This is a genomic window from Methylobacterium sp. NFXW15 (assembly GCF_049887755.1).
GTDB lineage: Bacteria > Pseudomonadota > Alphaproteobacteria > Rhizobiales > Beijerinckiaceae > Methylobacterium.
This window is the reverse complement of sequence record NZ_JAGEKG010000001.1, coordinates 386500-412119: the sequence shown is the minus strand read 5'-3', so window position 1 is coordinate 412119 and position 25620 is coordinate 386500. Positions and strand designations below refer to the sequence as shown.

The 25620-nt window shown below is 69.1% G+C and carries 22 protein-coding genes and 1 other annotated feature; of the genes, 6 read left to right on the top strand and 16 right to left on the bottom strand.

The features are described 5' to 3' along the window. Nucleotides 1-5: 5 nt before the first annotated feature. Nucleotides 6-971, bottom strand: a complete 966-nt coding sequence (locus tag J4O73_RS01950) for an aliphatic sulfonate ABC transporter substrate-binding protein (RefSeq protein ID WP_426214223.1) — start codon at nt 969-971, stop codon at nt 6-8. Between the two features lie 157 nt (nt 972-1128). Between J4O73_RS01950 and J4O73_RS01945 the strand changes: the two genes are divergently transcribed. Both J4O73_RS01945 and grpE read left to right on the top strand, forming a co-directional pair. Next, nucleotides 1129-3921 carry a [protein-PII] uridylyltransferase gene (locus J4O73_RS01945; RefSeq protein ID WP_426214222.1) on the top strand — a complete coding sequence of 931 codons (2793 nt, stop codon included), beginning with the start codon at nt 1129-1131 and terminating at the stop codon, nt 3919-3921. Nucleotides 3922-4032: 111 nt separating this feature from the next. Beyond that, nucleotides 4033-4623 carry a nucleotide exchange factor GrpE gene (grpE, locus tag J4O73_RS01940; protein ID WP_426214221.1) on the top strand — a complete coding sequence of 197 codons (591 nt, stop codon included), beginning with the start codon at nt 4033-4035 and terminating at the stop codon, nt 4621-4623. A 10-nt stretch (nt 4624-4633) separates the two neighbouring features. On the opposite strand, the gene J4O73_RS01935 is transcribed toward grpE, so the two are convergent. The 3 genes from J4O73_RS01935 to J4O73_RS01925 form a co-directional block, all read right to left on the bottom strand. Next, nucleotides 4634-5053 carry a hypothetical protein gene (locus J4O73_RS01935; protein WP_426214220.1) on the bottom strand — a complete coding sequence of 140 codons (420 nt, stop codon included), beginning with the start codon at nt 5051-5053 and terminating at the stop codon, nt 4634-4636. A 181-nt stretch (nt 5054-5234) separates the two neighbouring features. After that, nucleotides 5235-6296 (bottom strand): bifunctional DNA-binding transcriptional regulator/O6-methylguanine-DNA methyltransferase Ada, encoded by a 1062-nt coding sequence (gene ada, locus J4O73_RS01930; RefSeq protein ID WP_426214219.1) that lies wholly within the window; start codon nt 6294-6296, stop codon nt 5235-5237. Nucleotides 6297-6385: 89 nt separating this feature from the next. Beyond that, complete coding sequence (locus J4O73_RS01925; RefSeq protein WP_426214218.1) at nt 6386-7132, bottom strand: YebC/PmpR family DNA-binding transcriptional regulator; 747 nt, start codon at nt 7130-7132, stop codon at nt 6386-6388. Between the two features lie 181 nt (nt 7133-7313). On the opposite strand from J4O73_RS01925, the gene J4O73_RS01920 reads away from it, so the two are divergent. Beyond that, nucleotides 7314-8351 carry an SDR family oxidoreductase gene (locus tag J4O73_RS01920; RefSeq protein ID WP_426214217.1) on the top strand — a complete coding sequence of 346 codons (1038 nt, stop codon included), beginning with the start codon at nt 7314-7316 and terminating at the stop codon, nt 8349-8351. A gap of 342 nt (nt 8352-8693) precedes the next feature. Here J4O73_RS01920 and hslU read toward each other — a convergent pair whose 3' ends face one another. From hslU to J4O73_RS01870, 10 genes are all read right to left on the bottom strand, one after another. After that, nucleotides 8694-10007, bottom strand: coding sequence for an ATP-dependent protease ATPase subunit HslU (gene hslU / locus J4O73_RS01915; protein WP_426214216.1), 1314 nt, complete (start codon nt 10005-10007; stop codon nt 8694-8696). Between the two features lie 98 nt (nt 10008-10105). Beyond that, the gene (locus J4O73_RS01910; RefSeq protein WP_426214215.1) at nt 10106-11554 is read right to left on the bottom strand and encodes a SulP family inorganic anion transporter; all 1449 of its coding nucleotides are present in this window, start codon (nt 11552-11554) and stop codon (nt 10106-10108) included. A 100-nt stretch (nt 11555-11654) separates the two neighbouring features. Continuing rightward, nucleotides 11655-11710: a sequence feature (sul1 is cis-regulatory element that is thought to sense ions involved in sulfur or methionine metabolism; They are found in Alphaproteobacteria), on the bottom strand. A gap of 52 nt (nt 11711-11762) precedes the next feature. Next, a complete protein-coding gene (locus J4O73_RS01905; protein WP_426214214.1) occupies nt 11763-12548 on the bottom strand; it encodes a DUF1223 domain-containing protein in 786 nt (261 codons plus the stop codon). Between the two features lie 9 nt (nt 12549-12557). Continuing rightward, entirely contained in the window at nt 12558-13553 is a 996-nt protein-coding gene (locus J4O73_RS01900; RefSeq protein WP_426214213.1) for a lipid A biosynthesis lauroyl acyltransferase, read from the bottom strand. Nucleotides 13554-13629: 76 nt separating this feature from the next. Then, the gene (locus J4O73_RS01895) at nt 13630-14652 is read right to left on the bottom strand and encodes a zinc-binding dehydrogenase (RefSeq protein WP_426214212.1); all 1023 of its coding nucleotides are present in this window, start codon (nt 14650-14652) and stop codon (nt 13630-13632) included. A gap of 99 nt (nt 14653-14751) precedes the next feature. Next, the gene (locus J4O73_RS01890) at nt 14752-15033 is read right to left on the bottom strand and encodes an SH3 domain-containing protein (protein WP_426214211.1); all 282 of its coding nucleotides are present in this window, start codon (nt 15031-15033) and stop codon (nt 14752-14754) included. Nucleotides 15034-15040: 7 nt separating this feature from the next. Continuing rightward, nucleotides 15041-15805 carry an SDR family NAD(P)-dependent oxidoreductase gene (locus J4O73_RS01885; RefSeq protein WP_426214210.1) on the bottom strand — a complete coding sequence of 255 codons (765 nt, stop codon included), beginning with the start codon at nt 15803-15805 and terminating at the stop codon, nt 15041-15043. Then, nucleotides 15802-17085 (bottom strand): beta-ketoacyl-ACP synthase, encoded by a 1284-nt coding sequence (locus tag J4O73_RS01880; RefSeq protein WP_426214209.1) that lies wholly within the window; start codon nt 17083-17085, stop codon nt 15802-15804. The genes J4O73_RS01885 and J4O73_RS01880 overlap by 4 nt, the downstream gene beginning before the upstream one ends. A 257-nt stretch (nt 17086-17342) precedes the next feature. Continuing rightward, a complete protein-coding gene (locus J4O73_RS01875) occupies nt 17343-18596 on the bottom strand; it encodes a Zn-dependent hydrolase (RefSeq protein WP_426214208.1) in 1254 nt (417 codons plus the stop codon). Between the two features lie 318 nt (nt 18597-18914). Further along, nucleotides 18915-20438 carry a CHAD domain-containing protein gene (locus J4O73_RS01870; protein ID WP_426214207.1) on the bottom strand — a complete coding sequence of 508 codons (1524 nt, stop codon included), beginning with the start codon at nt 20436-20438 and terminating at the stop codon, nt 18915-18917. A gap of 295 nt (nt 20439-20733) precedes the next feature. Between J4O73_RS01870 and selB the strand changes: the two genes are divergently transcribed. Then, nucleotides 20734-22725 carry a selenocysteine-specific translation elongation factor gene (selB, locus tag J4O73_RS01865; RefSeq protein WP_426214206.1) on the top strand — a complete coding sequence of 664 codons (1992 nt, stop codon included), beginning with the start codon at nt 20734-20736 and terminating at the stop codon, nt 22723-22725. Here the strand turns inward: selB and J4O73_RS01860 are convergent. Continuing rightward, nucleotides 22683-22988: a hypothetical protein gene (locus tag J4O73_RS01860; protein ID WP_426214205.1), complete on the bottom strand. Its 306-nt coding sequence runs from the start codon at nt 22986-22988 to the stop codon at nt 22683-22685. The two genes, selB and J4O73_RS01860, sit on opposite strands and share 43 nt — an antisense overlap. Before the next feature lie 71 nt (nt 22989-23059). After that, nucleotides 23060-23584 carry a Fur family transcriptional regulator gene (locus tag J4O73_RS01855; RefSeq protein ID WP_426214204.1) on the bottom strand — a complete coding sequence of 175 codons (525 nt, stop codon included), beginning with the start codon at nt 23582-23584 and terminating at the stop codon, nt 23060-23062. 299 nt (nt 23585-23883) lie between these two features. Between J4O73_RS01855 and J4O73_RS01850 the strand changes: the two genes are divergently transcribed. Both J4O73_RS01850 and J4O73_RS01845 read left to right on the top strand, forming a co-directional pair. Continuing rightward, nucleotides 23884-24756, top strand: coding sequence for a metal ABC transporter ATP-binding protein (locus J4O73_RS01850; protein ID WP_426214203.1), 873 nt, complete (start codon nt 23884-23886; stop codon nt 24754-24756). After that, nucleotides 24753-25616, top strand: a complete 864-nt coding sequence (locus tag J4O73_RS01845; RefSeq protein WP_426214202.1) for a metal ABC transporter permease — start codon at nt 24753-24755, stop codon at nt 25614-25616. Before J4O73_RS01850 ends, J4O73_RS01845 begins: the two co-directional genes overlap by 4 nt. Nucleotides 25617-25620 lie beyond the last annotated feature (4 nt).

Genomic DNA, 25620 nt, shown 5'->3' with positions numbered 1-25620 from the left:
GCCCCTTACGGGTTGAACGCGGGGTCGATCAGCCCATCGACCGCCTTGGCCACATCGACATCCGCCGCGATCACCCCGGCCTGCTGGAGGGCCACACCGGCGGCACGGATCGCGTCCGCCTGCGTCTTGCCGATGGCGGGTTGCGACAGGTCCGTGCGCTCCAACTGACGGGCGACGACCGGCTCCGGCAGCTTGGTCGCGGCGACCAGGGCCGCCTTGAGCGCCGCCGGATCCTTCAGGGCCTCGGCACGCACGCGCTCGTAGGCGGCGATCACCACCTTCACGAGGTCGGGATTCTCCTTGGCGAAGGCCTCGCGCACGTCGAGCACCCCCCAGGTGTTGGCGGAGGCATCGCGGAAGAACAGCACGTCGTTGTTCTCGATCTCGGCGGCGGCCATCATCGGGTCGAGGCCCGCCCAGGCATCGACGTCACCCCGGTCGAGGGCGGTGCGCCCGTCCGGATGCTGGAGCAGGACGAGCTTGGCGTCCTTCTCCGTCAGCCCGGCACCCTGGAGGGCGCGGATCAGGAAGATGTGCGGGTCCGTGCCGCGCGTCACCGCCACGCGCTTGCCCTTCAGGTCGGCAGGCTTGGTGATGCCCGTGTCCTTGCGGGTGACGAGGGCGGTCCATTCCGGCCGGGAGAACGCGTAGATCGCCTTGATCGGGTTGCCGTTGATCCGCGCCACGAGGGCGGCGGCCCCGGCGGTGGAGCCAATGTCGATGGCCCCGGCATTCAGGAATTCGAGGGCCTTGTTCGAGCCGAGGGACTGGACCCAGCGGACCTTGATGCCCTTTGCCTTCAGGGCCTCCTCGACATAACCACGCTCCTTCAGGAGAAGGCTGAGGGGGTTGTAGGTCGCCCAGTCGAGCCGGATCTCGGACGGGTCTGCGGCGGCGGCCGGGCCGCTCCCGCACAGGGCCATGGCCAGGGCGGCGGCAGCCCCCAGGATCGAGCGGCGGACCAACGGCATCGAATCGTCTCCTCGGCTTCTTGCTTATGCTGCCGAGCTAGGGCGGTTCGTTCTTTTTGTCAAACGATCTGTCCGTCTTGCAGGACGAAAGACGGGATTGCCCACTGCGTCATGCAGGCATGACTGGCAACGTAGGCATATCATGCTAACGGGAGGCATGCTCGACCCCGTTGCAGAGCTCGACTCGCTCATCGCAGGCCTCGACCGGGATATCCGGGAGCCCACCCGGCTGCGCGCCGTCCTCGTGCCCGAATTGCGCCGGGTGATCGAGGCCGGCCACCGGCAGGCCGAAGAACACCTCCTGCGCGATCGTAACGGCATGGAATGCGCGCAGAGCTTATCGCGTCTCACCGATGCGGTGGTCCGGGCGATCCATGATGCCGTCGTCTGGCGTCTCTATCCCAACGACAATCCGACCACAGGCGAGCAACTGGCGGTAGTGGCCACTGGCGGCTACGGCCGGGGCACGATGGCGCCGGGCTCGGACATCGATCTCCTGTTCCTGCTTCCGTACAAGCAGACCGCGTGGTCCGAGAGCGTCGTGGAGGCGATGCTCTACGTCCTGTGGGACCTGAAGCTGAAGGTCGGCCACGCCACCCGCTCGGTCGAGGAATGCCTGCGCGAGGGGCGCGCGGACATGACGATCCGCACGGCCTTGCTGGAAGCCCGCTACCTGTTCGGCTCGCGCACCCTGTTCGAGGAATTGGTGACGCGCTTCGATGCCGAGGTCATCGTCGGCTCGGCCTCCGAATTCGTCGAGGCCAAGCTGCGCGAGCGCGACACCCGCGTCGCGAAGGCGGGCATGTCGCGCTACCTCGTGGAGCCCAACGTCAAGGACGGGAAGGGCGGCCTGCGCGACCTCAACACCCTGTTCTGGATCGCGAAATACACCTACCGCGTGCGCGACCAGAGCGAGCTCGTCGGCGCCGGGCTGTTCACGCCCGAGGAATACGCCCTGTTCGAGCGGTGCGACGAGTTCCTGTGGCGGGTGCGTTGCCACATGCACTTCGCCACAAAGCGCGCCGAGGAGCGCCTGTCCTTCGGCCTCCAGCCGCGCATCGCTGAGCGGCTCGGCTACGAATCGCGAGGCGGCCTGTCGGGCGTCGAGCGCTTCATGAAGGCGTATTTCCGGGTCGCCAAGGATGTCGGCGATCTCACCGCCATCGTCAGCGCGGAGATGGAGGCGCGCCATGCCAAGCGCACCCCCGTGCTCGACCGCTGGATCGGCAAGTTCCGCGACCGCTTCCGCGCGACCTCCGTGGAGGCCGAGGATTTCTGGATCGACCACGGCCGGGTCAACCTGCGCTCGGAGGATGCGTTCGAGCGCGATCCGGTCAACCTGATCCGCCTGTTCTGGCTGGCTGACCGGCACAACGTGCCGATCCATCCGGACGCCAAGCGCCTCGCCACGCGTTCGCTACGCCTCATCACCCCGTCTCTGCGCGGGGACGAGGAGGCGAACCGGCTGTTCCTGGATATCCTGACGTCGCACAACGCCCCCGAGGAGGCCCTGCGCGAGATGAACGAGGCGGGCGTGCTCGGCCGGTTCATTCCGGATTTCGGCCGCGTCGTCGCGATGATGCAGTTCAACATGTACCACCACTTCACGGTGGACGAGCATCTGCTGCGCACGGTCGGCGTGCTGGCCGCGATCGAATCGGGCCGCGTCGAAGAGACCTATCCGCTGGTCTCCCGGCTGATCCACGCGCACCACAACCGTCTGGCGCTCTACGTCGCGATCCTTCTGCACGACATCGCCAAGGGTCGGCCGGAGGACCATTCGGTGGCGGGCGCGCAGATCGCGCGCAAGCTCTGCCCACGCTTCGGCCTGACCCCCGCCGAGACCGAGACGGTGGCGTGGCTGGTGGAGCACCACCTGCTCATGTCGATGACGGCCCAGAGCCGGGACCTCTCCGACCACAAGACGATCGAGCGCTTCGCCTCCATCGTGCAGAGCCTGGAGCGGCTGAAGCTGCTGACCATCCTCACCGTGGCGGACATCACCGCCGTGGGGCCGGGTGTGTGGACCGCGTGGAAGGGCACGCTGCTGCGCACCCTCTACGACGAGACCGAGGTCTATCTCTCGGGCGGCCATTCCGAGATTGCCCGCACCGATCGGGTGCGGCTGATCCAGATGAGCCTGCGCGAGCAATTGCCGGATTGGGATTCGGCGGTGTTCGACGCCTACGCCGCCCGCCACAAGCAGGCCTATTGGCTGAAGGTCGACACCAACCGGCAGATCAAGAACGCGCAGCTCCTCCGCCGCACCGAGGAGGAGGGCCGCACCAGTGCCACCGAGGTCGGCCTCGATCCCGTGCGCGGGGTGACGGAGGTGACCGTCTATTCGCCGGACCACCCCCGTTTACTGGCCATCGTCACGGGGGCCTGCGCGGCGGCGGGTGCGAACATCGTCGATGCGCAGATCTTCACCACCACGGACGGCTTCGCCCTCGACACCTTCGTCATCTCCCGTGCCTTCGAGCGGGACGAGGACGAGCTGCGCCGCATGAAGCGCATCACCGACGTGATCGACCGGGCGCTGAAGGGCGAAATCCGCATCGCGGAGCTCGTGGCCGACAAGCACCCCCCGACCAGCGCCCGCGCCAAGACGTTCCTCGTCGCGCCGGACGTGACCATCGACAACGCCCTGTCGAGCCGGGAGACGGTGATCGAGGTGACCGGGCTCGACCGGCCGGGCCTGCTCTTCGACCTGACGAGCGCGCTCGGCGCGCTCAACCTCAACATCACCTCGGCGCATGTGGCGACCTTCGGCGAGAGGGCCGTGGACGTGTTCTACGTGACCGACCTCACCGGCACCCGCGTCACCCAGCCGGACCGGCAGGTGGCGATTCGCAAGTCGGTGTTGCAGGTCTTCGCCGCCGACGTGGCGATCCTGAAAGCCGAGGGGCTGGAAGCCCTCGTGACGACCCCACCGCTGCGGGAGACGTGACCGAATCGGTCACGAAGGCCCCTCATCGCAACGGCTTGGGTTGATTTCACGGGGTCGCGGCCTGATATCACGCCCGGTTTAATCCTGGACCGCTACTCTTTCGAAGATGCGATGACGAACGACGAGAAGTCTCAGGACGTCCCCTCCCAGGACGAGGCCGTGTCGGCTCCCGCCGACGCCTCCGTCGATCCCGTGGCCGAGGCCCTCGCCCTGCTCACCGCCGAGCGCGACGAGTTGAAGGATCGGATGCTGCGCACGCTCGCCGAGATGGAAAACCTCCGTCGGCGCACCGAGCGTGAGGTCGCGGATGCGCGCGCCTATGCCGTGACGAACTTCGCCCGCGACATGCTCAACGTTGCCGACAACGTCCGCCGGGCGCTGGAAAGCGTGCCGGTCGATCAGCGCAACGCTGCCGATGGCGCCCTGAAGGGCCTGATCGACGGCATCGAGCTGACCGAGCGTGACCTCGTGAAGAACCTCGAGCGCCACGGCGTGAAGCCGGTGGAGCCCCAAGGCCAGAAGTTCGACCCGAATCGCCATCAGGCGATGTTCGAGGTGCCGAATGCCGAGGTGCCCGCCGGTACGGTCGTGCAGGTGGTCCAGACCGGTTACGTCATCGGCGACCGGGTCCTGCGCCCGGCGCTGGTCGGCGTCGCCAAGGGTGGTCCGAAGGCCGCCCCGAACCCCGCCGACGCGGCCTGAACTTCCGATCCTAGCGGCCCGCCCGAACCGCGGCGGGCTCGCAGGGCAAGGCCGTCGCGAGATCCGAGATGAAGCGCGCGGTCTCGCGTGTCTTCTCCGGCGCGCGCGGGTCGCGCGCCACCCGGCCCGCCTCGACATGCAACCTGTCATTGCAGCTGCAGGACGGCAGGACGGCCGGATCGTCCGGCCAGCAGGCGTCGTGGTGCATGCACGCCGTGTCGAGGGCGTCGATCGGCCGATAGGCGGGGCCGCGATTGCCAGGCCCGCAGTAATTTCCGTAGATCAGGAAGCCCGGCCCGCGCGGCGTGTTGATCGCCTCTTGAGCGGTGGCGGCAGGGGCGGCCCAGGCCAGAGCGGTGGCGAGCGAGGCGACGGGAACGCGGCTCAGGATACGGGTTCGAACGTTCGGCACGGCATGAGTCTCCGGCATCGCCCACTCTCCCTGCGAGCTAGGCCGGAACGGAACCTCGGCAATGACGTTCGGCCGGCTAACCGAAGATTTCACACTTTTCGCGATAGGCATCCACTACTGAGGATTGCGCAACCGAAGTAGTGAACCCGTCGAAAAGCTGTCAAACGATGCTTTGTCGGATGCCGGCGTGCAGAAGACTCTACGGCACGCCCTCGCGGGTGAGGAGGTCGCGCTTGCGGGCGACGCCCCAGCGGTAGCCCGACAGGCTTCCATCCGAGCGCACCACCCGGTGGCAGGGGATCGCCACGGCGAGGGCGTTGGCACCACAGGCGAGCGCTACGGCGCGCGACGAGCCCGGCGCCCCGATGGCGCGGGCGACATCGGCATAGGTCGCGGTCGTGCCGGGCGGGATCGCGCGCAGCGTCTGCCAGACGCGCTGCTGGAAGGCCGTGCCGCCGATATCGAGGGGCAGGTCGTGGACGAGACCCGGCGTTTCCACGAGCCCGACAGCCCGCGCCATCCACTCCTCGAAGGCGGCATCACCCCCCACGAGCTCGGCGGCGGGGAAGCGATCCTGAAGATCGCGCACCAGCGCATCGGGATCGTCCCCGAGCAGGATCGCGCAGAGGCCGGTCTCGGTCGCCGCGACGAGGATCGCGCCGAGGCTGCAGGTGCCGATCCCGAACCGGATACGCGCCCCGGCGCCGCCTTTCCGGTAGCGCGAGGGCGTCATGCCCAACCTGTCCCCCGCTTCGGCATAGAACCGGCTCGGGGCGGCGTAGCCCGCTTCGTAGAGCGCCCCGGTGACGGAGCCCGCTCCCGGCAACGCCTTCGCGAGCCGGCTCGCTCTCTTCGCGCGGGCGAAGGCGGCGGGCGTCACGCCCGTCACCTCGCGAAAGATCCGGTGGAAATGAAACGGGCTCATCCCCGCCGCGCGGGCTAGGTCGGCCAAGGCCGGCGGCGTCTCGGCCGATTCGATCGCGCGGCAGGCGCGGGTGACGGCCTCGCGGCGGCGCTGGTCCGGGGGCGGCTCATCCGGTCGGCAGCGCTGGCAGGGGCGAAAACCCGCCGCGCGGGCGGCCGCGCCGTCCGCGTGGAAGGTCACGTTCTCCCGGCGGGGCCTGCGGGCGGCGCAGCTTGGACGGCAATACACGCCCGTCGTCCGCACCGCGTAGACGAAGCCTCCATCGGCCCGCGCGTCGCGGGTGAGGAGCGCGTCCCAGCGTGCATCCGCGTCGCTGGGAAGGAGGGTCGTTTGCATGGCCTGGGTTCCGTCGAGGGTGTCCGCCATGGTGCGTCGGCCCTCACGGATCGGCATCCCGCGCCTTGCTCCGCAATTCGCGTGACGGATCAGCCTTCGAGCTTCGCCATCAGCGCCGGGGACAGGGCGAAGTTGACGTAGACGTTCTGCACGTCGTCCTGATCCTCGATCACCTCGACGAGGCGGATCAGCTTTTCGCCGGTCTCGTCATCGACGTCGACCGTGTTCTGAGCCTTCCAGATCAGGCCCGTGCGGGTCGGGTCGCCGAAGCGGGCTTCGAGCGCCTTGGTGACCTCGCCGTAGGAATCCTGCGCGCAGATGATCTCGTGGCCCTCTTCGCCGGAGGTGACGTCGTCCGCGCCCGCCTCGATGGCGGCTTCCAGCATCGTGTCGGCATCGGCCACGCTCGCCGGGTAGGCGATCACACCCACGCGGTCGAACATGAAGGCCACGGCGCCGGTCTCGGCGAGGCTCCCGCCGGACTTGGTGAAGGCCGAGCGGACATCGGAGGCGGTGCGGTTGCGGTTGTCGGTCTGCGCCTCGACGATCAGCGCGGCGCCGCCGGGTCCGTAGCCCTCGTAGCGGATATCCTCATAGTTCTCGCCATCGGCACCGGTCGCCTTCTTGATGGCGCGCTCGATGTTGTCCTTCGGCATGTTCTCGGCGCGGGCGGCGAGCACGGCGGCGCGCAGACGCGGGTTCATCGCGGGGTCCGGCGTGCCGAGCTTGGCCGCCACGGTGATTTCGCGGGCGAGCTTACCGAAGATCTTGGACCGGACCGCATCGACGCGGCCCTTGCGGTGCATGATGTTCTTGAACTGGGAATGACCGGCCATGTGCCTTCGGACTTACGTGTAGCGTGGCGCGGGAGGGCGAGCCCCCGGTGCCACTGGCGGAACTGCGGTTTTTATAGGCCGCCGGGCTTGAGGGAGGCAACGCGCACATTCCCCGGGCAAGGCGGGAAAGAACGGTTGTCATGGGCGTTGGGCCGACGACTTATCCCGTACCGGAGCCTTGATGCCCTCCTCATACTCGAAACGCCGAACCGTCGTGGTGGCCGGTGCCAGCGCCGGCGTCGGCCGGGCCATCGCTTGCGAATTCGCCCGCCATGGCTGGAATGTCGGCCTCGTGGCGCGGGGCGAGGTCGGGCTGGCGGGCACGATCCACGACGTGCGGCGCTTGGGCGGCAACCCCATCGCCTTCGCCGCCGACGTGGCCGACGCACGGGCCATGCAGGAAGTGGCCGACGCCGTCGCCAAGACCTGCGGCGGTCTCGACGTGTGGGTCAACAACGCGATGGTGACGGTCTATTCCCCCGTTCAGGAGACGAGCCCGGAAGAGTTCCAGCGCGTCACCGACGTCACTTATCTGGGCCAGGTTCACGGCACGCTCGCCGCCCTCAAGCACATGGTGCCCGCGAACCGGGGCACCATCGTCCATATCGGCTCGGCGTTGGCCTACCGCTCGATCCCCCTCCAGGCCACGTATTGCGCGGCGAAGGCGGCGGTGCGCGGCTTCGTCGATTCACTCCGCTCCGAATTGCTGCACGACGGCAGCAAAGTGCGCGTCACGATGGTGCAATTGCCGGCGGTGAACACGCCGCAATTCGATTGGGCGCGCTCGCGCCTGCCGCGCAAGCTCGAACCCGTCCCGCCAATCTATCAGCCCGAGGCCATCGCCCGGCACGTCTACCGGGCGGCTCATGAAGCGCCCCGCGAACTCTGGATCGGCGCTTCGGCCTGGAAGGCGATCCTCGGCAACATGCTGATCCCGGGTTGGATCGACACCTACCTCGCCCGTCACGGCTATCGTGGAGAGATGACCAGCGTGCAGGCCTCGAAGAACCGCCCCGACAACCTCTACGAGCCCGTCGATACCGATCCCGGCGCCCATGGCCGGTTCGATTCGCGCTCGTCCTCCCGCGTCACGGCGGCCGATCCCAAATGGCTGAAACTCGGCATCGCCGCCGCCCTTGGGCTGGCAGCGGGGACAATGCTCTTCGCCACCGAGGCACATGGGCGCGACGAGGAACGGCGGCGTCTGCGGCGGGGCTGATTGCTGCCCCCCTTCGTCTTTGCGAGCGAAGCGAAGCAATCCAGGGCGCCGCTACGTTCTGAGACGTCCCGCAGCCCTGGGTCGCTTCGCTTGCGCTCGCGATGACGGGGCGGGTGTGAGAGAGGGCAGTGAGAGCCGACCCATACAGGATGAACCGGCCGAGGTCGGCGTTGGCGGCGAGGTTCTCGACCCTCTGGCGGCGGGGCTGATTGCTGCCCCCCTTCGTCTTTGCGAGCGAAGCGAAGCAATCCAGGGCGCCGCTACGTCCTGAGACGTCCCGCAGCCCTGGGTCGTTTCGCTTGCGCTCGCGATGACGGCGAGAGTGTGGGAGAGAGCTGACCCCTACAGGATGAACCGGCTGAGGTCGGCGTTGGCGGCGAGGTTCTCGACCCTCTGCCGGACATAGACGGCATCGATCGTCACCGTCTCGCCGGAGCGGTCGGTGGCGGTGAAGGAGATCTCGTCCAGCACCCGCTCCAGCACGGTCTGGAGGCGGCGGGCGCCGATATTCTCGACCGACCCGTTCACCTCCACCGCGACCTTGGCGAGGGCGTCGATGGAATCGTCGGTGAAGTCCAGGGTCACGCCCTCCGTCGCCATCAGGGCGAGGGTCTGCTTGATGAGGCTCGCCTCGGTGGCGGTGAGGATCTGCTTGAAGTCCTCGACCGTCAGGGGCTGCAACTCGACCCGGATCGGCAGGCGGCCCTGCAATTCCGGCAGCAGGTCGGACGGTTTCGAGACGTGGAAGGCGCCGCTCGCGATGAACAGCACGTGGTCGGTCCTCACCGGCCCGTGCTTCGTGGCGACCGTGGTGCCCTCGATCAAGGGCAGGAGGTCGCGCTGCACGCCCTCGCGAGAGACGTCGGCGCCGGAGCGGCCCTCGCGGGCGCAGATCTTGTCGATCTCATCGAGGAAGACGATGCCGTTATCCTCGACCTCGCGGATCGCCTCGCGGGTCAGGGCCTCGTCGTCCACGAGCTTATCGGATTCCTCGGCGAGCAGGGGCGCGTAGGCGTCGCGCACGCTGATGCGGCGCGGCTTGCCGCGCTGACCCGAGAGCGCCTTGCCCAGCATGTCGCCGATGTTGATCGCGCCCATGGAGGCGCCCGGCACGCCGGGAATCTCGAACATCGGCAGGCCGGAGGGCGACCCGGCGGCGAGTTCGATCTCGACCTCCTTGTCGTCGAGTTCGCTGTTGCGCAGCTTTCTACGAAAACTGTCGCGGGTGGCGGCGCTGGCGGTGGGACCGACCAGGGCATCGAGGATGCGGTTCTCGGCCGCCGCCTCGGCCTTGGCCTTCACCGCCTCGCGCTTGGCTTGGCGGGTCAGCCCGATCGAGACTTCCACGAGGTCGCGCACGATCTGCTCGACATCGCGGCCGACATAACCGACCTCGGTGAACTTCGTGGCTTCGACCTTCAGGAACGGAGCGTTGGCGAGCTTGGCCAGCCGCCGTGCAATCTCGGTCTTGCCGCAGCCGGTCGGGCCGATCATCAAAATGTTCTTGGGCGCCACCTCCTCGCGGAGCGGCCCGGTGAGTTGCTGTCGCCGCCAGCGGTTGCGGAGCGCGATGGCCACCGCCCGCTTGGCCTCGTTTTGCCCGACGATGAAACGATCGAGTTCGGACACGATCTCGCGCGGAGAGAACGTCGTCACCGCCTGACTCTTTCCTGGACCCCGGCCCCTGTGCCGGCCTGCCGGGAATGGGGTCCCGGCACGCGCGGCGCAAGGGGGCGTGGTGGCAGGACGCTCCGTCAGTGATGTGCGAGGGGCGTGGAAACGGCCTTGTCGTGGGTGCCGAAGCGCTCGACGAGGGTCGCGCTCGCTTCGTTGAGGCCGCGCACCTCCACGATCCGGCCGCGCTCGCGGGCCTTCAGCACCACCTTGTCGAGGGCGCCCACCGCCGAGATGTCCCAGAAATGAGCGGAGCCGACATCGATCACGAGGCGCTCCACCGGCTCCAGCACGTCGATCGCCTCCGAGAAGGTCGAGGCCGAGGCGAAGAAGACCTGGCCCGTCACCGTGTAGGTGCGGGTCTTGCCATCAGGCGACAGGGCCGAGTCGATCCGGCTAAGTCGCGCCACCTTGCCCGCGAAGAACACGCCCGAAAGCAGCACGCCCACGAGCACGCCAATGGCGAGATCGCGCGTCGCCACCACCACGGCCACCGTGGCCAGCATCACCACGGTGGAGGGGAGGGGGTTGCTCCGCAGTCGCGCGAGGGAGCGCCAGGAGAAGGTGTTGATCGACACCATGATCATCACCGCCGTCAGCGCCGCCACGGGCACAACGGCGAGCAGGCCCTGGAAGGCGACGAGCAGCACCAGCAGCACGGCGCCCGCCACGAAAGTCGAGAGCCGCCGCCGTGCACCCGACGAGACGTTGATGACGGATTGGCCGATCATCGCGCAGCCGCCCATGCCGCCGAACAGGGCCGAGGCGATGTTGGCGAGGCCCTGGCCGTAGCATTCGCGGTTCTTGGAACTGCCCGTATCCGTCAGGTCGTCCACGATCTGCGCGGTGAGCAGGCTCTCCAGCAGGCCGACGGCGGCGAGCGTCGCGGCGTAGGGCAGGAGGATGCGCAGCGTCTCGAGGGTGAACGGGACCTCCGGCAGCGTGAAGCTCGGCAGGGTCGAGGGCAGGGCGCCGAGATGGGCTACGGTGCGCACGTCGAGCTGGAGCCACGCCGTCAGAGCGGTGAGCACGGCGATCGCCACGAGCGGCGAGGGCACGGCCCGGGTGAGGTAGGGGAAGCCGTAGATGATCGCGAGGCCCAGTGCGACGAGCCCGTAGGTCGCCGGGCTGACCCCGGTCAGTTCCGGTAGCTGCGCCATGAAGATCAGGATCGCCAGGGCGTTGATGAAGCCGGTCATCACCGATTGCGAGACGAAACGCATCAGCCGTCCGAGCTTCAGGAAGCCCGCGGCGATCTGGATAAGCCCCATCAGGATGGTCGCGGCGAAGAGGTATTGCACCCCGTGGTCGCGCACGAGGGTGGTCATCACTACGGCCGTGGCGGCAGTGGCGGCGGAGATCATTGCCGGGCGGCCACCGGTGAAGGCGATGGTGCAGGCGATCACGACCGAGGCGTAGAGGCCAACCTTCGGATCGACACCCGCGATCACCGAGAAGCCGATGGCCTCCGGGATGAGGGCGAGGGCGACGACAAGGCCGGATAGGATTTCGGTGCGGGCGTCACGCAAACGCGCGCCAAATCCCGCCACGGGGGCGGTAGGGGAAGGTGAGGTCATCGATTGAAACCGCAGGGAGACCGCCGCGATGGGCAGGGGCGCGTCTCGAATGCGTGGTCCGGCGGATCGGCGGCCGGAAGAGCCACCCGGGCTTGCACCGGGTCCTTGCGAATAGGATCCTGTTACGCGGACGCTCGCTGCAATGCAACAGAGGCGAGGTTCACAGCCCCGGTCCCTTGGCTGCGCCCAGGATACGGCCGGGGCGCCCCTCGCGCCCATGCTGCAACAGCACGACCCAGCCATCGGCATCGGGCAGGGCCGCAGCGGAAACGGGCACCTCGAACCGGGCCGGCTGGCCGGTCCAGAGGCCGAGCCGCACGAGGCCGCGGACCACGTTGACGTAGCTCGCCACCCGGCCTCCGCTCTCGCCGCCTTCGATCTTGACGTCGCGGCGCTTCAGCAGCGGCACGAGCCAGACCTCGTCCTTGCTCTCGGGCTTCGGCTCGGGTTTCCCGGCGGGACGGGCGCCGACCTCGACCACGATCTGGTCGCCCTTCACCTCCGCGCTCACCGGAACCGGCAGGGGCGCGGTACGGCTGGAATCCTGAACCAGCCGCTCGACGGCCTGCCGGTTGGAGCCGACGGCACTCAGACTGCCGTCGACCACGGCTTGCGGCGTCACCACCTGCCGGGCGCCCCGCGCCCGCGCATAGGCACGCTGACGCTCGTTGAGGACGTGAAGGCCGAGCGTGTCGCGCCAGCCGAGATAGTCCCAGTAAGTCACGGGCAGGGTCAGGGCGATCAGGCCGGGCTTGCGCGCCAGGTCGCGCATGACCGGATCGGCAGCGCGGCAGGCGGTGCAGCCCTGGCTCGTGAACAATTCGACCACCGCCGAGACAGGCTCGGCCCTCGCCCCAGCACTGGTGAGCAGGCAGCCGAACCCCGCCAGGGCGCAGGGAAGGGCGCGCCGGACCGGAGACAGGGGATGCACGGTGGATTGCCTCATGCCGCGTAATCAGATCGCGGTCGGCTCGACCTGGGAAGTCACGTTGCCTTGAGAGGCGGCTTTTCTCGGCGCGGTCTTCGGCAGCATGTCGGGGCGCCAGCGGCGGTGCATCCACAGCCATTGGCCGGGATTCTCCCGCACCCACGCCTCGATCACGTCGGTCATCGCCTGCATGGCGCCCGGCACGTCGATGGCGCCGTCGGCGTCGCGCGGCAGATCGAGGGGTGGGGTGAGGTCCAGGCGGAACCGCTCGCCGGGCAGGCGCACCACCCGCACCCCGTGGACCGGGCAATCGTAGTGCTTGGCGAGCTTGGCGAGCAGGGGGTTCACGAGGCAGGGGCGGCCGAAGAAGGTCACCACCACGCCGCGGGTGAAGTGCTGGTCGATCAGCTGGCCGAGATGGCCGCCTCGCTCCACGACGCCCTGCATCGAGAAGGCCGAACCGGGACCGGAGGCCGCAAGCCCGCCCATCGTGCTGCGGCGAACCTCCTCGACCAGCCGCTTGGCGGCCGGGTTGTTCGGCGGCCGGAACACGGCGGTCGCCTCCAGACCGAATTTCGCCGCGCAGATCGCGGGCAGTTCCCAGTTGGCGAGATGGGCCGAGAAGATCAGCCCCGGCTGACCGTCGTCGCGCAGGGAGAAGAAATGCTCGATGCCCGTCACCTCGCTGCGCAGCGGTCCGGTGGCCTCGGGATCGTAGTCGAGCAACGTGTCGAGATGGGCGTATTCCGCCCCCGTCCGCCCCAGATTGTCCCAGGCCGAGAGGGCGATGGCCTTAACCTCCGCCTCTGGCAGGCCGGGAAAGGCCGCGCGGATATTGGCGAGCGCCGTCCGGTGGGCGGGCAGGAGCGGGCCGATGCGGCGCAGCAGCCCACCGCCGAAGGCGGCCGCCCGCTCCGGCCCGAGCAGGCGGGCCAGAAAGAAGATCAGGCGGATCAAGGGAATGCTGGCGAAGCCGGCAAGTCGCGGAAAGGACCGCTTCAGAATGAGGGCGAGGCGCAGCAAAGGAGTCGGGTTCCGGGGCGAGGTGCGCCCTTAGACCATGTTTTGCGATGCGGTGCGAACGTCAGTCGTCCGCGCCTCACAGTGAAACGAGAATCTTGCCGAAGACCTTGCGCGACTCGAGCCGCTCCAACCCTTCGGTGAACTCCGCCATCGGGTAGACTGTATCGACCACGGGCCGGATTCCCTGCGCCATCTTGTCCAACGATTGGCGGATGTTGGCGAGGCTGCACCCGAACGAGCCGGTGATGCGATATTGCTGCTGGAACAGCTGCATCAGGTTCATCGTCGTGCTGGGGCCGGAGGTCGAGCCGCAGGTGACGAGCCGCCCGCCGCGCTTCAGGCAGAGCAGGGAGCCGTTCCACGTATCGGCACCGACATGCTCGAACACCACATCCACGCCCTTGCGCTTGGTCAGGCGGCGCACCTCGCCCTCGAAACGCTCGGTGCGGTAGTTGATCACGTGGTCGGCCCCGAGTTCGGCGGCCTTGGCACCCTTCTCGTCGTCGCCCACCGTGGTGAACACCGTGCAGCCGATCGCCTTGGCCATGCGGATCGCGGCGGTGCCGATCCCCGACCCGCCGGCATGGACGAGCACGCTCTCCCCCGGTTCGAGCTTGGCATTGTCGAACAGCATGTGCTGCACCGTTCCGAACGCGATGCCCGCGCAGGCCGCATCCGCATCCTCGACGCCATCCGGCACCGGCACGACGAGGCGGGCAGGCATGGTGACGAGTTCGCGGGCAAACCCGTCAATGTGGAAGCCCATCACGCCGCCGACATCCTCACAGAGGTTGTCGCGGCCCTCGCGGCAGGCCCGGCACTGGCCGCAGGTCAGTGCGCCGTAAGGGACGACACGGGTGCCGACAGCGAGGCCAGTGACGCCTTCGCCGACCGATTCGACCTCGCCCGCCGCCTCGGCGCCGACGATGAGCGGCATCTTCCGCTTCGCGAAGGCCATGCCGCGAAAGCCCCAGACGTCGATGAAGTTGAGCCCCACGGCGCGAATGCGAAGCCGCACCTCGCCGGGTCCGGGAGGCGGCGGCGACTCGACCTCGGTCAGGCGCAGGTCGCGGTCACCGAAGAGTTGCAGAGCTCGCATGGGCATGTTCGCTGATATGGATCCGATCGATTGCGGCTCGGCCCGCGCGCAATGACGGTAAAGGGGGTTATCACAGCGCCGCGAACGCGGCATCCCGGCTCAATCCGGCGTGAGATACCGCCGCCGCGCCCAGCCGACCGTGCGGCCGACGCTGACGCGGCACCATGTGGTGCGGCTCGGGGTGTCGTTGGTGCAGCCAAAGACCAGGGCGCGCCTGCGGATCTCGCCCACCACTTCGGCGGCGGCATCCGGCTCGGCGCGGATGCTCAGGGGCTCCCCCGGTGCAAGGCCGGTGACGCGGTAGGCTTCCGGATCGGCACGGGCCGCCCCCGCGCCGAAGACGGCCGGGAGCAGGAGGAGGGCGAGGCGGGGAAAGGTCATCGGCCGGTCAGGTGCGGTGGACGCCCATCATCGCGGTCAGGCCGCCATCGACGGGCAACACGGTTCCGGTGATGTAGGCCGCGCCCTCGCTCATCAGGAAGGTCGCCAGCGCCGCGACATCCTCGGGCTGCGCGAAACGCCCGGCGGGGATCTGCTTCTCCATCCCGGCCCGGTAGGCCGCGTAGGGGGCAAGCATCGCCGTGTCGATGAAACCGGGAGCGATAACGTTGACCGTCACGCCGCGCTTGGCCGTCTCGACGGCGAGTGTCCGGCAATAGGCGATCAGCGCGCCCTTGGTGGCGGCGTAAGCCGCGTTACCCGTGTTCGCCTGAAGCGCCGCGACGGAGCCGATGGCGACGATCCGCCCCGAGCGGGCGCGGGTCATGCCACGCACCAGCGACTTGGCGATGCGGGTCAGCGAGAAGAAGTTCACCTGCATCGCCGCCTCGGCCTTGTCCTGGTCGAACATGGCCGCGAGCCCGTCGGCTGATTGGCCGGCATTGTGAACGTACCCGTGATAGCCCGCCTCCTCCGCGCGCTCGCAGAAGGCGTCGAGCGCCGCCTTGTCCGCGAGATCGAGGGCATGGGCCCGGATGTCGAGGCCGGGATGGGCCTCGTTCAGTTCGGCGGCGAGCGCTGCGGCGGCCTCGCCCGATGCGCGGTAGGTGAAGTCGACCGGGTAGCCCGCCTTGGCAAGGCTACGCACGATGGCCGCGCCGAGTCCGCTGCCGCCCCCGGTGACGAGGACGCGCTTCTCCTTCTCCGCGCTCATGCCGGCTCCGCCGCGAGGACGAGGCAGGTATTCTGGCCGCCGAAGCCGAAGGAGTTCGACAGGACCGTGCGCACGGGCAGGTCCCGCGCCTCGCCCACGATGTCGAGGCCGAGCGCCGGATCGGGGGTGCGGTAGTTGATCGTCGGCGGAATCCGTCCATGGCGGATGGAGAGCAGCGAGGCCGCCGCCTCGATCGCCCCGGCGGCGGTGAGCGTGTGGCCGATCATCGACTTGTTCGAGGTGACCGGCAGGCTCGCGGCGCGCTCGCCGAACACGGCGGCGATGCCCATGGCCTCCATCCGGTCGTTTTCCGGCGTCGAGGTGCCGTGGGCGTTCACCGTATCGATGGCGTCCGGCGCGAGGCCGGCATCGTCGAGGCTCGCGCGGATCGCGGCGATGATCGGCGCGCCGTCCGGGCTGGAACGGGTGCGGTGGAAGCCGTCGCCCTTCTCGCCGCAGCCGAGCACGTAGCCGAGGATCGTCGCGCCCCGCGCCACGGCCGCCCCGGCATCCTCCAGCACGAGGGCGGCGGCACCCTCGCCCATCACGAAGCCGTCACGGTCCTTCGAGAACGGGCGAGAGGCTTCCTCGGGTACCTCGTTGCGGGTCGAGAGCGCCGAGAGCAGTGAAAATCGGATGAGCGATTCGGGGTTCACCGAGCCATCCGTGCCGATGCACAGGGCGGCGGAGGCCTCGCCCCGGCGGATCGCCTCCACGCCGAGCTGGATCGCGGTCGCGCCGGAGGAGCAGGCGGTCGAGAGGGAGATCGGCGACCCGCGCGTGCCGAACCGTTCGGCGATGCGCTCGGCGACGGTGCCGAACAGGAACAGGTCGTGCCACGCATCGAACCGGCCGGTGGAGACCGCCCGGAGCAGACCGGCATAGTCGACATCCCCGTTGCCGCCGGTGGCCTCCGCAAGAGCCCGGCGCTGCGGCCATTCCATCTCGACCGGGGGGACGGCGATGAAGAGAGGACCGGGGAAGTCGCCCTTCGTCCCGAGACTCGCCTGTTCGAGCGCCTCCTCCGCCGCCACGGCGGCGAAGCGCTCCGAGAGGAGCGGGGCCACCAGCGGGTCGGTATCGAGAAAATCGACCGTGCCCGCGATGCGTGTGCGCAGCCCCTCGGTCGAGAAGCGCGCGATCTCGCGGATGCCGGAGCGCCCCTCGGTCAGGGCGGCCCAGGTGTCGGCTTGGCCCTGGCCGAGGGAGGAAACCAGGCCGATGCCCGTCACCGCGATGAGCGGTCGGCCCCTGGCGTCGCGATAGGCGCTTGCGGTCATGAACGGCTCTGTACGAGATTTTTCGCCGCCGCACAGCCGGGTGGAATGAAAAGGCGGGCGGCGCGTCACGCCGCCCGTCGAGACTTGCACCGACTATATCAGCGGAGAGAAATCATTCCGGGATGTGCCTCGAACGGAATCGTCCCGCTGCCCTGGGTCTCTTCACTGCGTTCGCGATGACGTCGAGGGAGACGAAGCCCCACCGCCGTCTTTGCGAGCGGAGCGAAGCAATCCAGGGACGGGCCGAGGTCGGACGATCAGTTCGCCAGCCGCAGCACCGTCTGGAGCAGGACGTCGGCCCCGGCCGCGCAATCGCTCTCGGTCGATGATTCGGATTCGTTGTGACTCACGCCGTCCTTGCAGGGCACGAAGATCATTGCGGCGGGCACCTTTGCGGCGAGATTGCAGGCATCGTGCCCCGCCCCCGAAATGATCCGCCGCCGCGACAGGCCGAGCCCCTCGGCCGCTGCATCCACCGCCGCCACGACCTTGGGATCGAACGGCACCGGCTCCTTGCGCCAGATCCGCTCCAGCACGATCGACAGGCGCCGACGCTCGCCGATCTCCTGGGCGGCGGCCCGCAGTTCCTCCTCCATGGCGGTGAGGGTCTCTGAGCGCGGGTCGCGCGTATCCATGGTGAAGGCGACACGGCCCGGCACGACGTTGCGCGAGGGCGCCTGGATGGTCGCCTCGCCGATCGTCGCCACGGCGCTCGGCCCGTGAGCCAGGGCGATGCGCTCTGCTGCGAGAGCGAATTCCGCAAGGCCGAGCAGGGCGTCCCGGCGGCGGGGCATCGGCGTCGTGCCCGCGTGGCTTTCGAAGCCCTCCACCGAGCCGTCGAACCACGCGATGCCCTGTCCGCCCTCGACCACGCCGATGGTCTTGCCCTCGGCCTCCAGGATCGGCCCCTGCTCGATGTGCAGTTCCACGAAGGCACCGATGGCGCGCTCGCCCACCGCCTCGCCACCGCGATAGCCGATGGCGTCCAGCGCCTCGGCCACGGTCGTGCCCGCCACGTCGCGCTTGGCCAGGATCTCGTCCGTGGTGAAATCGCCCGCATAGGCCGCCGATGCCATCATGGCGGGGGCGAAGCGTGAGCCTTCCTCGTTGGTCCAGTTCACGAGCAGAAGAGGCGCCCGCGTCTCGATGCCCGCATCGTTCAGGCTGCGCATGACCTCGAGACCGGCGAGCACGCCGAGCACCCCGTCGAACTTCCCGCCGGTCGGCTGCGTATCGAGGTGAGAGCCGAAGGCGATCGGGGGCAAGCTCATGTCCTTGCCGGGGCGCAGAGCGTATTGGGTGCCCAGCGCATCCACGCTCACCGTCAGACCCGCCGCCTCGCAGGCATCCCGGAACCAGTCCCGCACCTGCCCGTCCTCGGCGGAGAGCGTCAGCCGGTTGATGCCACCCTTGGGCGTGCCCCCGAATCGCGCCGTCTCATGGATCGTCGCCCAAAGGCGCGAACCATCGGCGCGCAGGTTGTGGGTGCTGCTAGGGCTTACGTCATTCATACCGGATCCTCGTCGCTTCGCGCGGCCGACGCATGATGGCATCTAGCATGCCAGTTCGCTCTGCAACGCATGCATGACGGTGCGGAACATGGCCGTGGAGAGCGAATTTTTCTCGCAAGCGTTGAATTCGGCGACGTTCAGACATCGACCGGCAACATGAGCGATTCATGATCATGTCCGGTCGCGCTCCCCCCCTCGCGCGGCCGACAGGACGAACCCTTCCAATCCCTGGTCGGGTTCGTCCTCGTCCCGTTAGCGCCGGAGCGGAATGCGGCATGCCCCAGAGCCGCGCCGTTCCGGTGCTTTCGTGCGACCGCCTCAATGCCAGAAGGGCTTGACGTCGAGGAGGTCGGCGCGCGCGTCTGCCGCCTTGTCGAGCAACTCCGTCACCCGCTTCTCATCGATCTCAGGCATCGCCGGCCCGTCCTCGCTCGCGATTCCGAGAGGCAGGCTGCGGGCGGTCTCGATGTCGTTCAGCGTTCCGAGATGGTCCTGCAGGTCCGACAGGGCATGGCCGAACGCCTTCTGGCGCCGCTGCGCCTTGGACTTCGGGAACAGGCCGCCGAAGAACTCCGCGCCGTAGCGCAGCTTCTTGGCCGAGATCCGTGCCCTGTGGCGGGTATGGGCATCGAGGTGGCGCAGGCCGCGCCCCCGCTTCTTCAGACGGCGACGCGCCTTGTCGAGGATACCGGCCGCGAAGTGCCGCCCATCCTGCCGGGCCGCGTCCTGCTCCGTCCACGGTCCTGCCTCGACCCAGCCCGCGATGTCGAGGAGCAGGCCGCGCCATTGTGCGCTGGCCAGGATCTCGTTAACGGCGGCATAGGCCTCTTCTCGGGCGGCCCTGGCCTTCTCACCAATCTCGCCGATGCCCGGATGGTCGGGGTTGTGCTCGGCCAGGACCGGCAACGTATCGTGCAGGAACACGTCGAGGTTGCGGGCGTGGCCGAACGGCTCCGTCACCCGTTTGATCTCGTCGCCCAGCACCAAGGCACGGGGATCGTCCTCGAACAACGGCGCGCAGAGCGAGAGCGCCGAGCGAAGCCGCCGCAGGGCGACGCGCATCTGGTGCAGGGCGCTCGGATCGCGCGGGCCGTAGAGGAAGGCGGTCTCGTTGATGCGCAGATGCCTGAGGCACGCGCGGGCGACGGTGCGGAACACCGTCCCGGCATCGTCCTCAGGGGAGAGTTCCACCGCGTCGGCCTTGGCCGGGGAGGGGACCTCGCGATCGAGCACCGCGAAGCCGCGTGCGCTCTTCGACAGAACGGCGAGCCGCAGCGGTGTCGATTCGGAGAGCGCCTGAGCGAGGGAGAACAAGTCCGCGACCCGGCCGCTCTCCAGTTCGAGTTCGACCTCGCAGAGCAGAGCGTCACCGGACGCGCTCTCTATCCGGCCGTCATCGAGGGTCACCGCGATGCGCGATTCGCCGAAGCTGATCGGATGGACGCGGCGGGCAATCACCGTGGTGAAAAGGGGTTCCAGCGCCCCCTTCTCCTCGGCCAGCACGGGCTCGGCGGCGGTGTCCGCCCAAGCTGAGGGATCAGGAGCGTCGCCGGGGACCTCGCTTTCCCATTCCGCCCGATCGAACAGGCCGATCTGGTCGGCGCCAGCCTTGACCGTCTGGATGTGGCGGCCGTCCTTCGTGCGGATCCGCAGCGTCAGTCCCGCCTCGCGCAGCGCCCGGCTCGGCGTGTCGTAATAACACGTGCGCAGACGCTGGGGCTCGGCGGCGGCGACGTCGCCGAGCAGGGGGTGCGCCATCAGGGCCATGAGGCCGGCGCCGTCGCATTCGAGCTTCAGCTCGACCTCGCGCGGCTCGTCCGCCCCTTGCACCGCCTCGTTCATAGGTCCCTCTTCCCGAATGATCGTCAGACAGGACGATACGTCGCTCTACCACGTCGGTCCGCGACCGTCCGCCCCGGCCTCTTCTACGCTTGACGCGGCCGAGCGATCCGATCTTATCGGCCCCATCACCCGATCGTCCCAACACCGGAAAGTTGCCGCAGCGCATTAACTCGCTTGCAATTTAATTGTCCGAAATAGTATTTGGCTCCCAAACCCAGCCTGCTTGCCCGCCCCTTGACGGAGCGGGGTCCGCTCACCTCGTGTGAGCGCACAGCCTGTCAGTCGAGCATCCTTCGTGACTGTGTTGAAGACACTCCTCGTCGGCGTCATCGGCCATGTCGATCACGGAAAAACAGCTCTGGTGCGGGCGCTCACCGGCGTGGAAACCGACCGGTTGAAGGAGGAGCAGGCCCGGGGCGTGTCGATCGTGCCGGGCTTCGCGCTGCTATCCGGCGAGGCCGGGGACATCGACCTCGTCGATCTGCCGGGGCACGAGCGCTTCGTGCGCGCGATGATCTCGGGCGCGACGGGCATGCGGGCCGTGTTGCTGGCGGTGGACGCCAACGAGGGCATCAAGCCCCAGACCGTCGAGCACCTCGAGATTGCCCGGCTGATCGGCGTGCGCCGGGGCGTCCTGGCCTTGACCAAGGCCGATCTCGCCTCGCCGGAAACGATCCAGGCCCGCTCGGCCGAGATCGCCGCCGCCGCTGCCCGGGCGGGGATCGAAGCAGGGCCGGTCATCGCCACCTCGACGCTTTCGGGGCTCGGTATCCCGGCGCTGTCCTCTGCCCTCCTCGGCCTGCTCACGGAGGCGAATCCGGGCACGGATGATGGCTTCCCGTACCTTCCGGTCGACCGGGTCTTCACCCGCGCGGGCTTCGGCACCGTCGTCACCGGCACCCTGCGCCGGGGTCGTCTCGCCGTGGGCGACACCGTGGTGATCGTGCCGGGCGGACGCAGTGCCGTCGTGCGAGGTCTCCAGATCCATGGGCGCAGCGTCGAGGCGGCCGAGCCCGGCCGCCGCACGGCCGTGGCCCTGCGTGGCGTCGGGCTCGATGAGATCGCCCGAGGCCAAGCGCTCAGCCTGCCGGATCTGCTCGTGCCGAGCCGCTGGCTCGACGTCGCCTTGACCGCCGCCGCGAGCGCTGAGGCCCCGCTGCCCAGCGGCCTCGCCTGCCGCCTTCTCTTCGGCACCACCGAGGTCGAGGCACGCCTGCGCCTCCTCGACCGCCCGAGCCTGGAGCCGGGCCAGACGGCGCAGGCGCAGCTCCATCTCGCCGAGGATGTGGCGGTGCCCGCCCGCGAGCCCTTCGTGCTTCGCCTCGATTCCCCCGCCGCCACGGTGGCGGGCGGACGCATCCTCGACCCTGCGAGCCGCCGCCGCCGCCGCCACGATCCTCGGGTCACCGCCGACCTCGCGGCCATCGCGGCCGGTCGGCCGGCGGAGGCGCTGACGGTTCGCCTCGGGCAGGCCGGGGCGCTCGGCGCACCGCTCGCGGAACTCGCCCGCCTCGCCGGCACCGCGCCGGAGCGCGTCCGCCGCCTGCTCACCGCCGCCGGGGCGCGGGAGATCGCGGATCGCTTCGTCGGATCGCCCGCCTTCGCCGCGGTGCGCACCGGGACGTTGGGCGCGATGGCGCAGTTTCACCGGGAACGCCCGATGGATCATGGGGCGTCGCTCGATCAGGTGGCGCGCCTGCTCGCCCTGCCGGAGCCGGTAACGGGGGCGGTTCTGCGCGATCTCGTCGGCACGGGAGAGATGACCCAGGTCGGGACCCTGTGGCGCCGGACGGATTTCGACCCGGCCCGGAACGAGACCGAGACGGTCCGCCGTCTGGAACAGTCCTTCCGCAAGGCCGGGCTCAACCCACCCGACGAGGCCGAGGCGATCGGGCGCGACATCCGCCGCCGCGACGCGCTGAACTACCTCATCGGCTCCGGCACGATCATCCGGGCCGTCGATCGGGTGCAGCGCCGGGCGGTGCTGTTCCACCGGGAGGCCGTGGCGAGCGCCCGGTCACGCCTGCGCGATGCCTTCCCCGAGGCGACGGATGCGGAGAGCGGCTTCCTGGCCCGCGAGGCGGGAGCAGCGCTCGGCATCTCGCGCAAGTTCTCGATTCCCCTGCTGGAACACCTCGACGCCACCGGTTTTACCCGCCGCGCCGGGGACCGGCGGATCATCATCGGGCAAGGTGCAGGTTCAGGGGTGGGACAAGCCGCTGAGCCAGAAACGGGGGATGTGCGTCAGAAGTCGCTGCCCAGCCAATCGTCCCGGCTCGGCTCGTAGCAAGTATAACCAATCAGGCAGCTGGGGTTGTCCCGCGTCGGCCGGAATGCCCGCCGGGCGATCTCGGTCGGCTCGCAGAACGAGCGGTCGCGGACGAAGCGGTCATAGGTCTGGCCGCCCGTGCCCAGCACGATCGCACCCTGTGCGTTCACGAGACGCGCCGTCTGCGCGCAGCTCATCGCGACGGTCGAGGGGCGCCCCTGCGCGAGGGCGGGTGTCGCCGCGAGCAGAAGGGGGACGATCAGGATCGGGCGGGAGGGCATGGCATGAGGCTCCGTAGAGGCTCAAGCCCGCGGCTTTATGGGGAGTTCCTGGCCTTTCCGACGCACCCCGCTCAGCCCTGCCGTCGCTCCTTGTCCCGGCAGGCGCCGCAATCGCCTTCCACTTCGAGGATGCTGTGGCTCGGAGTGAAGCCCGCGCGCTTGAGGGTCTTGCCCAGCCCGCTCTCCATCTCGGGCGATGTCGTCTCGTCGATGCCGCCGCAGGTCTTGCAGATCAGGAACACCACGTTCTCCGCCGATCCGTGCGCGTGGGCGCAGGGCACGAAGGCGTTGCGGCTGGCGATGCGGTGGACGAGGCCGAGTTCCGTCAGGAAATCGAGGGCGCGGTACACCGAGACCGGCGCCACCCGCCGCCCAGGGCGGCTCAGGCGCTCCGCGATGTCGTAGGCACCCGGCGGTTTCTCGCTGTGGACCACCGCGTCGAGCACCTCGCGGCGCAGGGCGGTGAATTGCACGCTCTTCTCGCGGCATAGATCTTCGGCGCGGCGCACGATCTCCGCAGGCTCGGCCCGGCAGGACGAGCCATGCGCGTGATCATGCGTGTGGTCGTGCTCTTTGTGATGTCCGGCGGCTGGCAAGGTGGCGTTTCCCGATGGCGGCTCGGCGGCCCGCCAGTTGTACGGCGGCTTTGTTACAGTGTATCACTCCCGGCCGGGACCGCACCAGGGGTCGGCGCGACGCCGGGACGCGGCCACCCCGCCGCGCTGGCCGAACGCGCGTCCCGCCCGTCCCTCGTCTCGTGAAGTTAGCGTCCCTTGTCCCGCCCATCCGTCATGCCCCGTCCGACGCTGTACCGCAGTGGGCTGCTTGCTCGCCTCGTCCTGGCGGGGATCTTGGCGGGGTCGGTCTGGATGGCGATCGCCTGGGCTCTGGCCGCGTGAGCGCCGCCGCCTCCACCCCGATCCACCTGCATGGGCTGACCCTCGGCTATGACAGGCACCCGGCCGTCCACCATCTCGACGGGACGATCCGGGCCGGCGACCTCCTCGCCCTGGCGGGTCCGAACGGAGCCGGAAAGTCGACCCTGCTCAAAGGCTTGACCGGAGAGATCCCGGTTCTCGACGGCCGGATCGACCGTCCGGACGACATCGCCTACCTGCCTCAAATCGATGCCATCGATCGCAGCTTCCCGGTGAGCGTCATGGACCTCGCCGCGATGGGTCTGTGGCGGCGCCTCGGACCGTGGCGCGCCCTGCGGCGCACCGCACCGGTGGTGCGCGAGGCCCTGGCGACGGTCGGCTTGTCGGGCTTCGAGGCGCGTCCCATCGGGACGCTCTCGGGGGGGCAGTTTCGCCGTGCCCTGTTCGCCCGCCTGATCTTGCAGGATTGCCGGACGATTTTGCTGGACGAGCCCTTCACCGGCATCGACGCGCGGACCACCGACGATCTGCTCGGCCTCGTGCGGCGCTGGCACGAGGAGGGACGCACGGTCGTGGCCGCCCTTCACGATTTCGCGCAGATCCGCACGCATTTCCCGACGACCCTGCTGCTCGCTCGCGAGCCCGTGGCCTGGGGGCCGACCGCGCGGGTGCTGACGCAGGACAACCTCGCCCGCGCCCGCAGCCTCTCGGAAGCCTGGGACGAGGACGCACCCGTTTGCGACGGGGCGCGGCACGCCCCTCCGCGAGCCGATGCGAGCCCGCCGGGTCATGCCGATGATCATGGGCATCATCATGGGCATGCCCACGAGCATTCCCACGGACAGGCTCACGTCCATCCGCATGTTCACGGTCGCGAGGACGCCGCGTGATCGATCCCCTCGCACCGTTCATCGAGTTCGGCTTCATGCGCCGGGCGCTGGCGGGCTGCCTCGCCCTGTCGGTCTCGGCGCCGCCCGTCGGCGTGTTCCTGATGCTTCGGCGCATGAGCCTGATGAGCGATGCCATGAGCCACGCCATCCTGCCGGGCGCAGCAGCGGGTTTCGTCGTGGCGGGCCTGTCCCTGCCCGCCATGACCATCGGCGGCCTCGTGGCCGGGCTGGCGGTGGTGCTGCTCGCAGGTGCGGTGACCCGCACGACGGTGTTGCGCGAGGATGCGAGCCTCGCCGCCTTCTACCTCATCTCGCTGGCGAGCGGCGTCCTGCTCGTGTCGCTGCGCGGGTCGCAAGTCGACCTGATGCACTTCCTGTTCGGCTCGGTCCTGGCTCTGGACGATCCGGCGCTGATGCTTCTCGGGGGCATCTGCACGCTTACCCTCGTCACCCTGGCACTGATCTACCGGCCGCTCGTGCTGGAATGCGTCGATCCGCTGTATCTGCGCAGCGTCAGCCGGGCCGGGGGGCCGGTCCACTTCGCCTTTCTCGGCCTCGTCGTGGTCAATCTCGTGGGCGGCTTCCAGGCGCTCGGCACGATGCTCGCCGTGGGTCTGATGCTGCTGCCCGCCGTGGCCGCGCGGTTCTGGGCGCGAGAGCTCGGCTTCATCATGGCGGTGGCCGTGGGCATCGCCTGCCTCGCGAGCGTCGGCGGCCTGAGCCTGTCCTACCATTTCGATCTGCCGAGTGGCCCAGCCATCGTGCTCGCGGCGGGAGGCTTCTACGTCGCCTCCGTACTGGTCGGGCCTCAGGGCGGGTTGCTGCGCCGTCTCGTGCGGCCCCGGCATCTCGAAGCCTGAGCGG

What these genes read in the sequence shown, in the direction of transcription:
- J4O73_RS01950 (WP_426214223.1), bottom strand. Translation starts at nt 971, where the DNA reads ATGCCGTTGGTCCGCCGCTCGATCCTGGGGGCTGCCGCCGCCCTGGCC.
- J4O73_RS01945 (WP_426214222.1), top strand. Translation starts at nt 1,129, where the DNA reads ATGCTCGACCCCGTTGCAGAGCTCGACTCGCTCATCGCAGGCCTCGAC.
- grpE (WP_426214221.1), top strand. Translation starts at nt 4,033, where the DNA reads ATGACGAACGACGAGAAGTCTCAGGACGTCCCCTCCCAGGACGAGGCC.
- J4O73_RS01935 (WP_426214220.1), bottom strand. Translation starts at nt 5,053, where the DNA reads ATGCCGGAGACTCATGCCGTGCCGAACGTTCGAACCCGTATCCTGAGC.
- ada (WP_426214219.1), bottom strand. Translation starts at nt 6,296, where the DNA reads ATGCAAACGACCCTCCTTCCCAGCGACGCGGATGCACGCTGGGACGCG.
- J4O73_RS01925 (WP_426214218.1), bottom strand. Translation starts at nt 7,132, where the DNA reads ATGGCCGGTCATTCCCAGTTCAAGAACATCATGCACCGCAAGGGCCGC.
- J4O73_RS01920 (WP_426214217.1), top strand. Translation starts at nt 7,314, where the DNA reads ATGCCCTCCTCATACTCGAAACGCCGAACCGTCGTGGTGGCCGGTGCC.
- J4O73_RS01905 (WP_426214214.1), bottom strand. Translation starts at nt 12,548, where the DNA reads ATGAGGCAATCCACCGTGCATCCCCTGTCTCCGGTCCGGCGCGCCCTT.
- J4O73_RS01895 (WP_426214212.1), bottom strand. Translation starts at nt 14,652, where the DNA reads ATGCGAGCTCTGCAACTCTTCGGTGACCGCGACCTGCGCCTGACCGAG.
- J4O73_RS01890 (WP_426214211.1), bottom strand. Translation starts at nt 15,033, where the DNA reads ATGACCTTTCCCCGCCTCGCCCTCCTCCTGCTCCCGGCCGTCTTCGGC.
- J4O73_RS01885 (WP_426214210.1), bottom strand. Translation starts at nt 15,805, where the DNA reads ATGAGCGCGGAGAAGGAGAAGCGCGTCCTCGTCACCGGGGGCGGCAGC.
- J4O73_RS01880 (WP_426214209.1), bottom strand. Translation starts at nt 17,085, where the DNA reads ATGACCGCAAGCGCCTATCGCGACGCCAGGGGCCGACCGCTCATCGCG.
- J4O73_RS01875 (WP_426214208.1), bottom strand. Translation starts at nt 18,596, where the DNA reads ATGAATGACGTAAGCCCTAGCAGCACCCACAACCTGCGCGCCGATGGT.
- J4O73_RS01870 (WP_426214207.1), bottom strand. Translation starts at nt 20,438, where the DNA reads ATGAACGAGGCGGTGCAAGGGGCGGACGAGCCGCGCGAGGTCGAGCTG.
- J4O73_RS01860 (WP_426214205.1), bottom strand. Translation starts at nt 22,988, where the DNA reads ATGCCCTCCCGCCCGATCCTGATCGTCCCCCTTCTGCTCGCGGCGACA.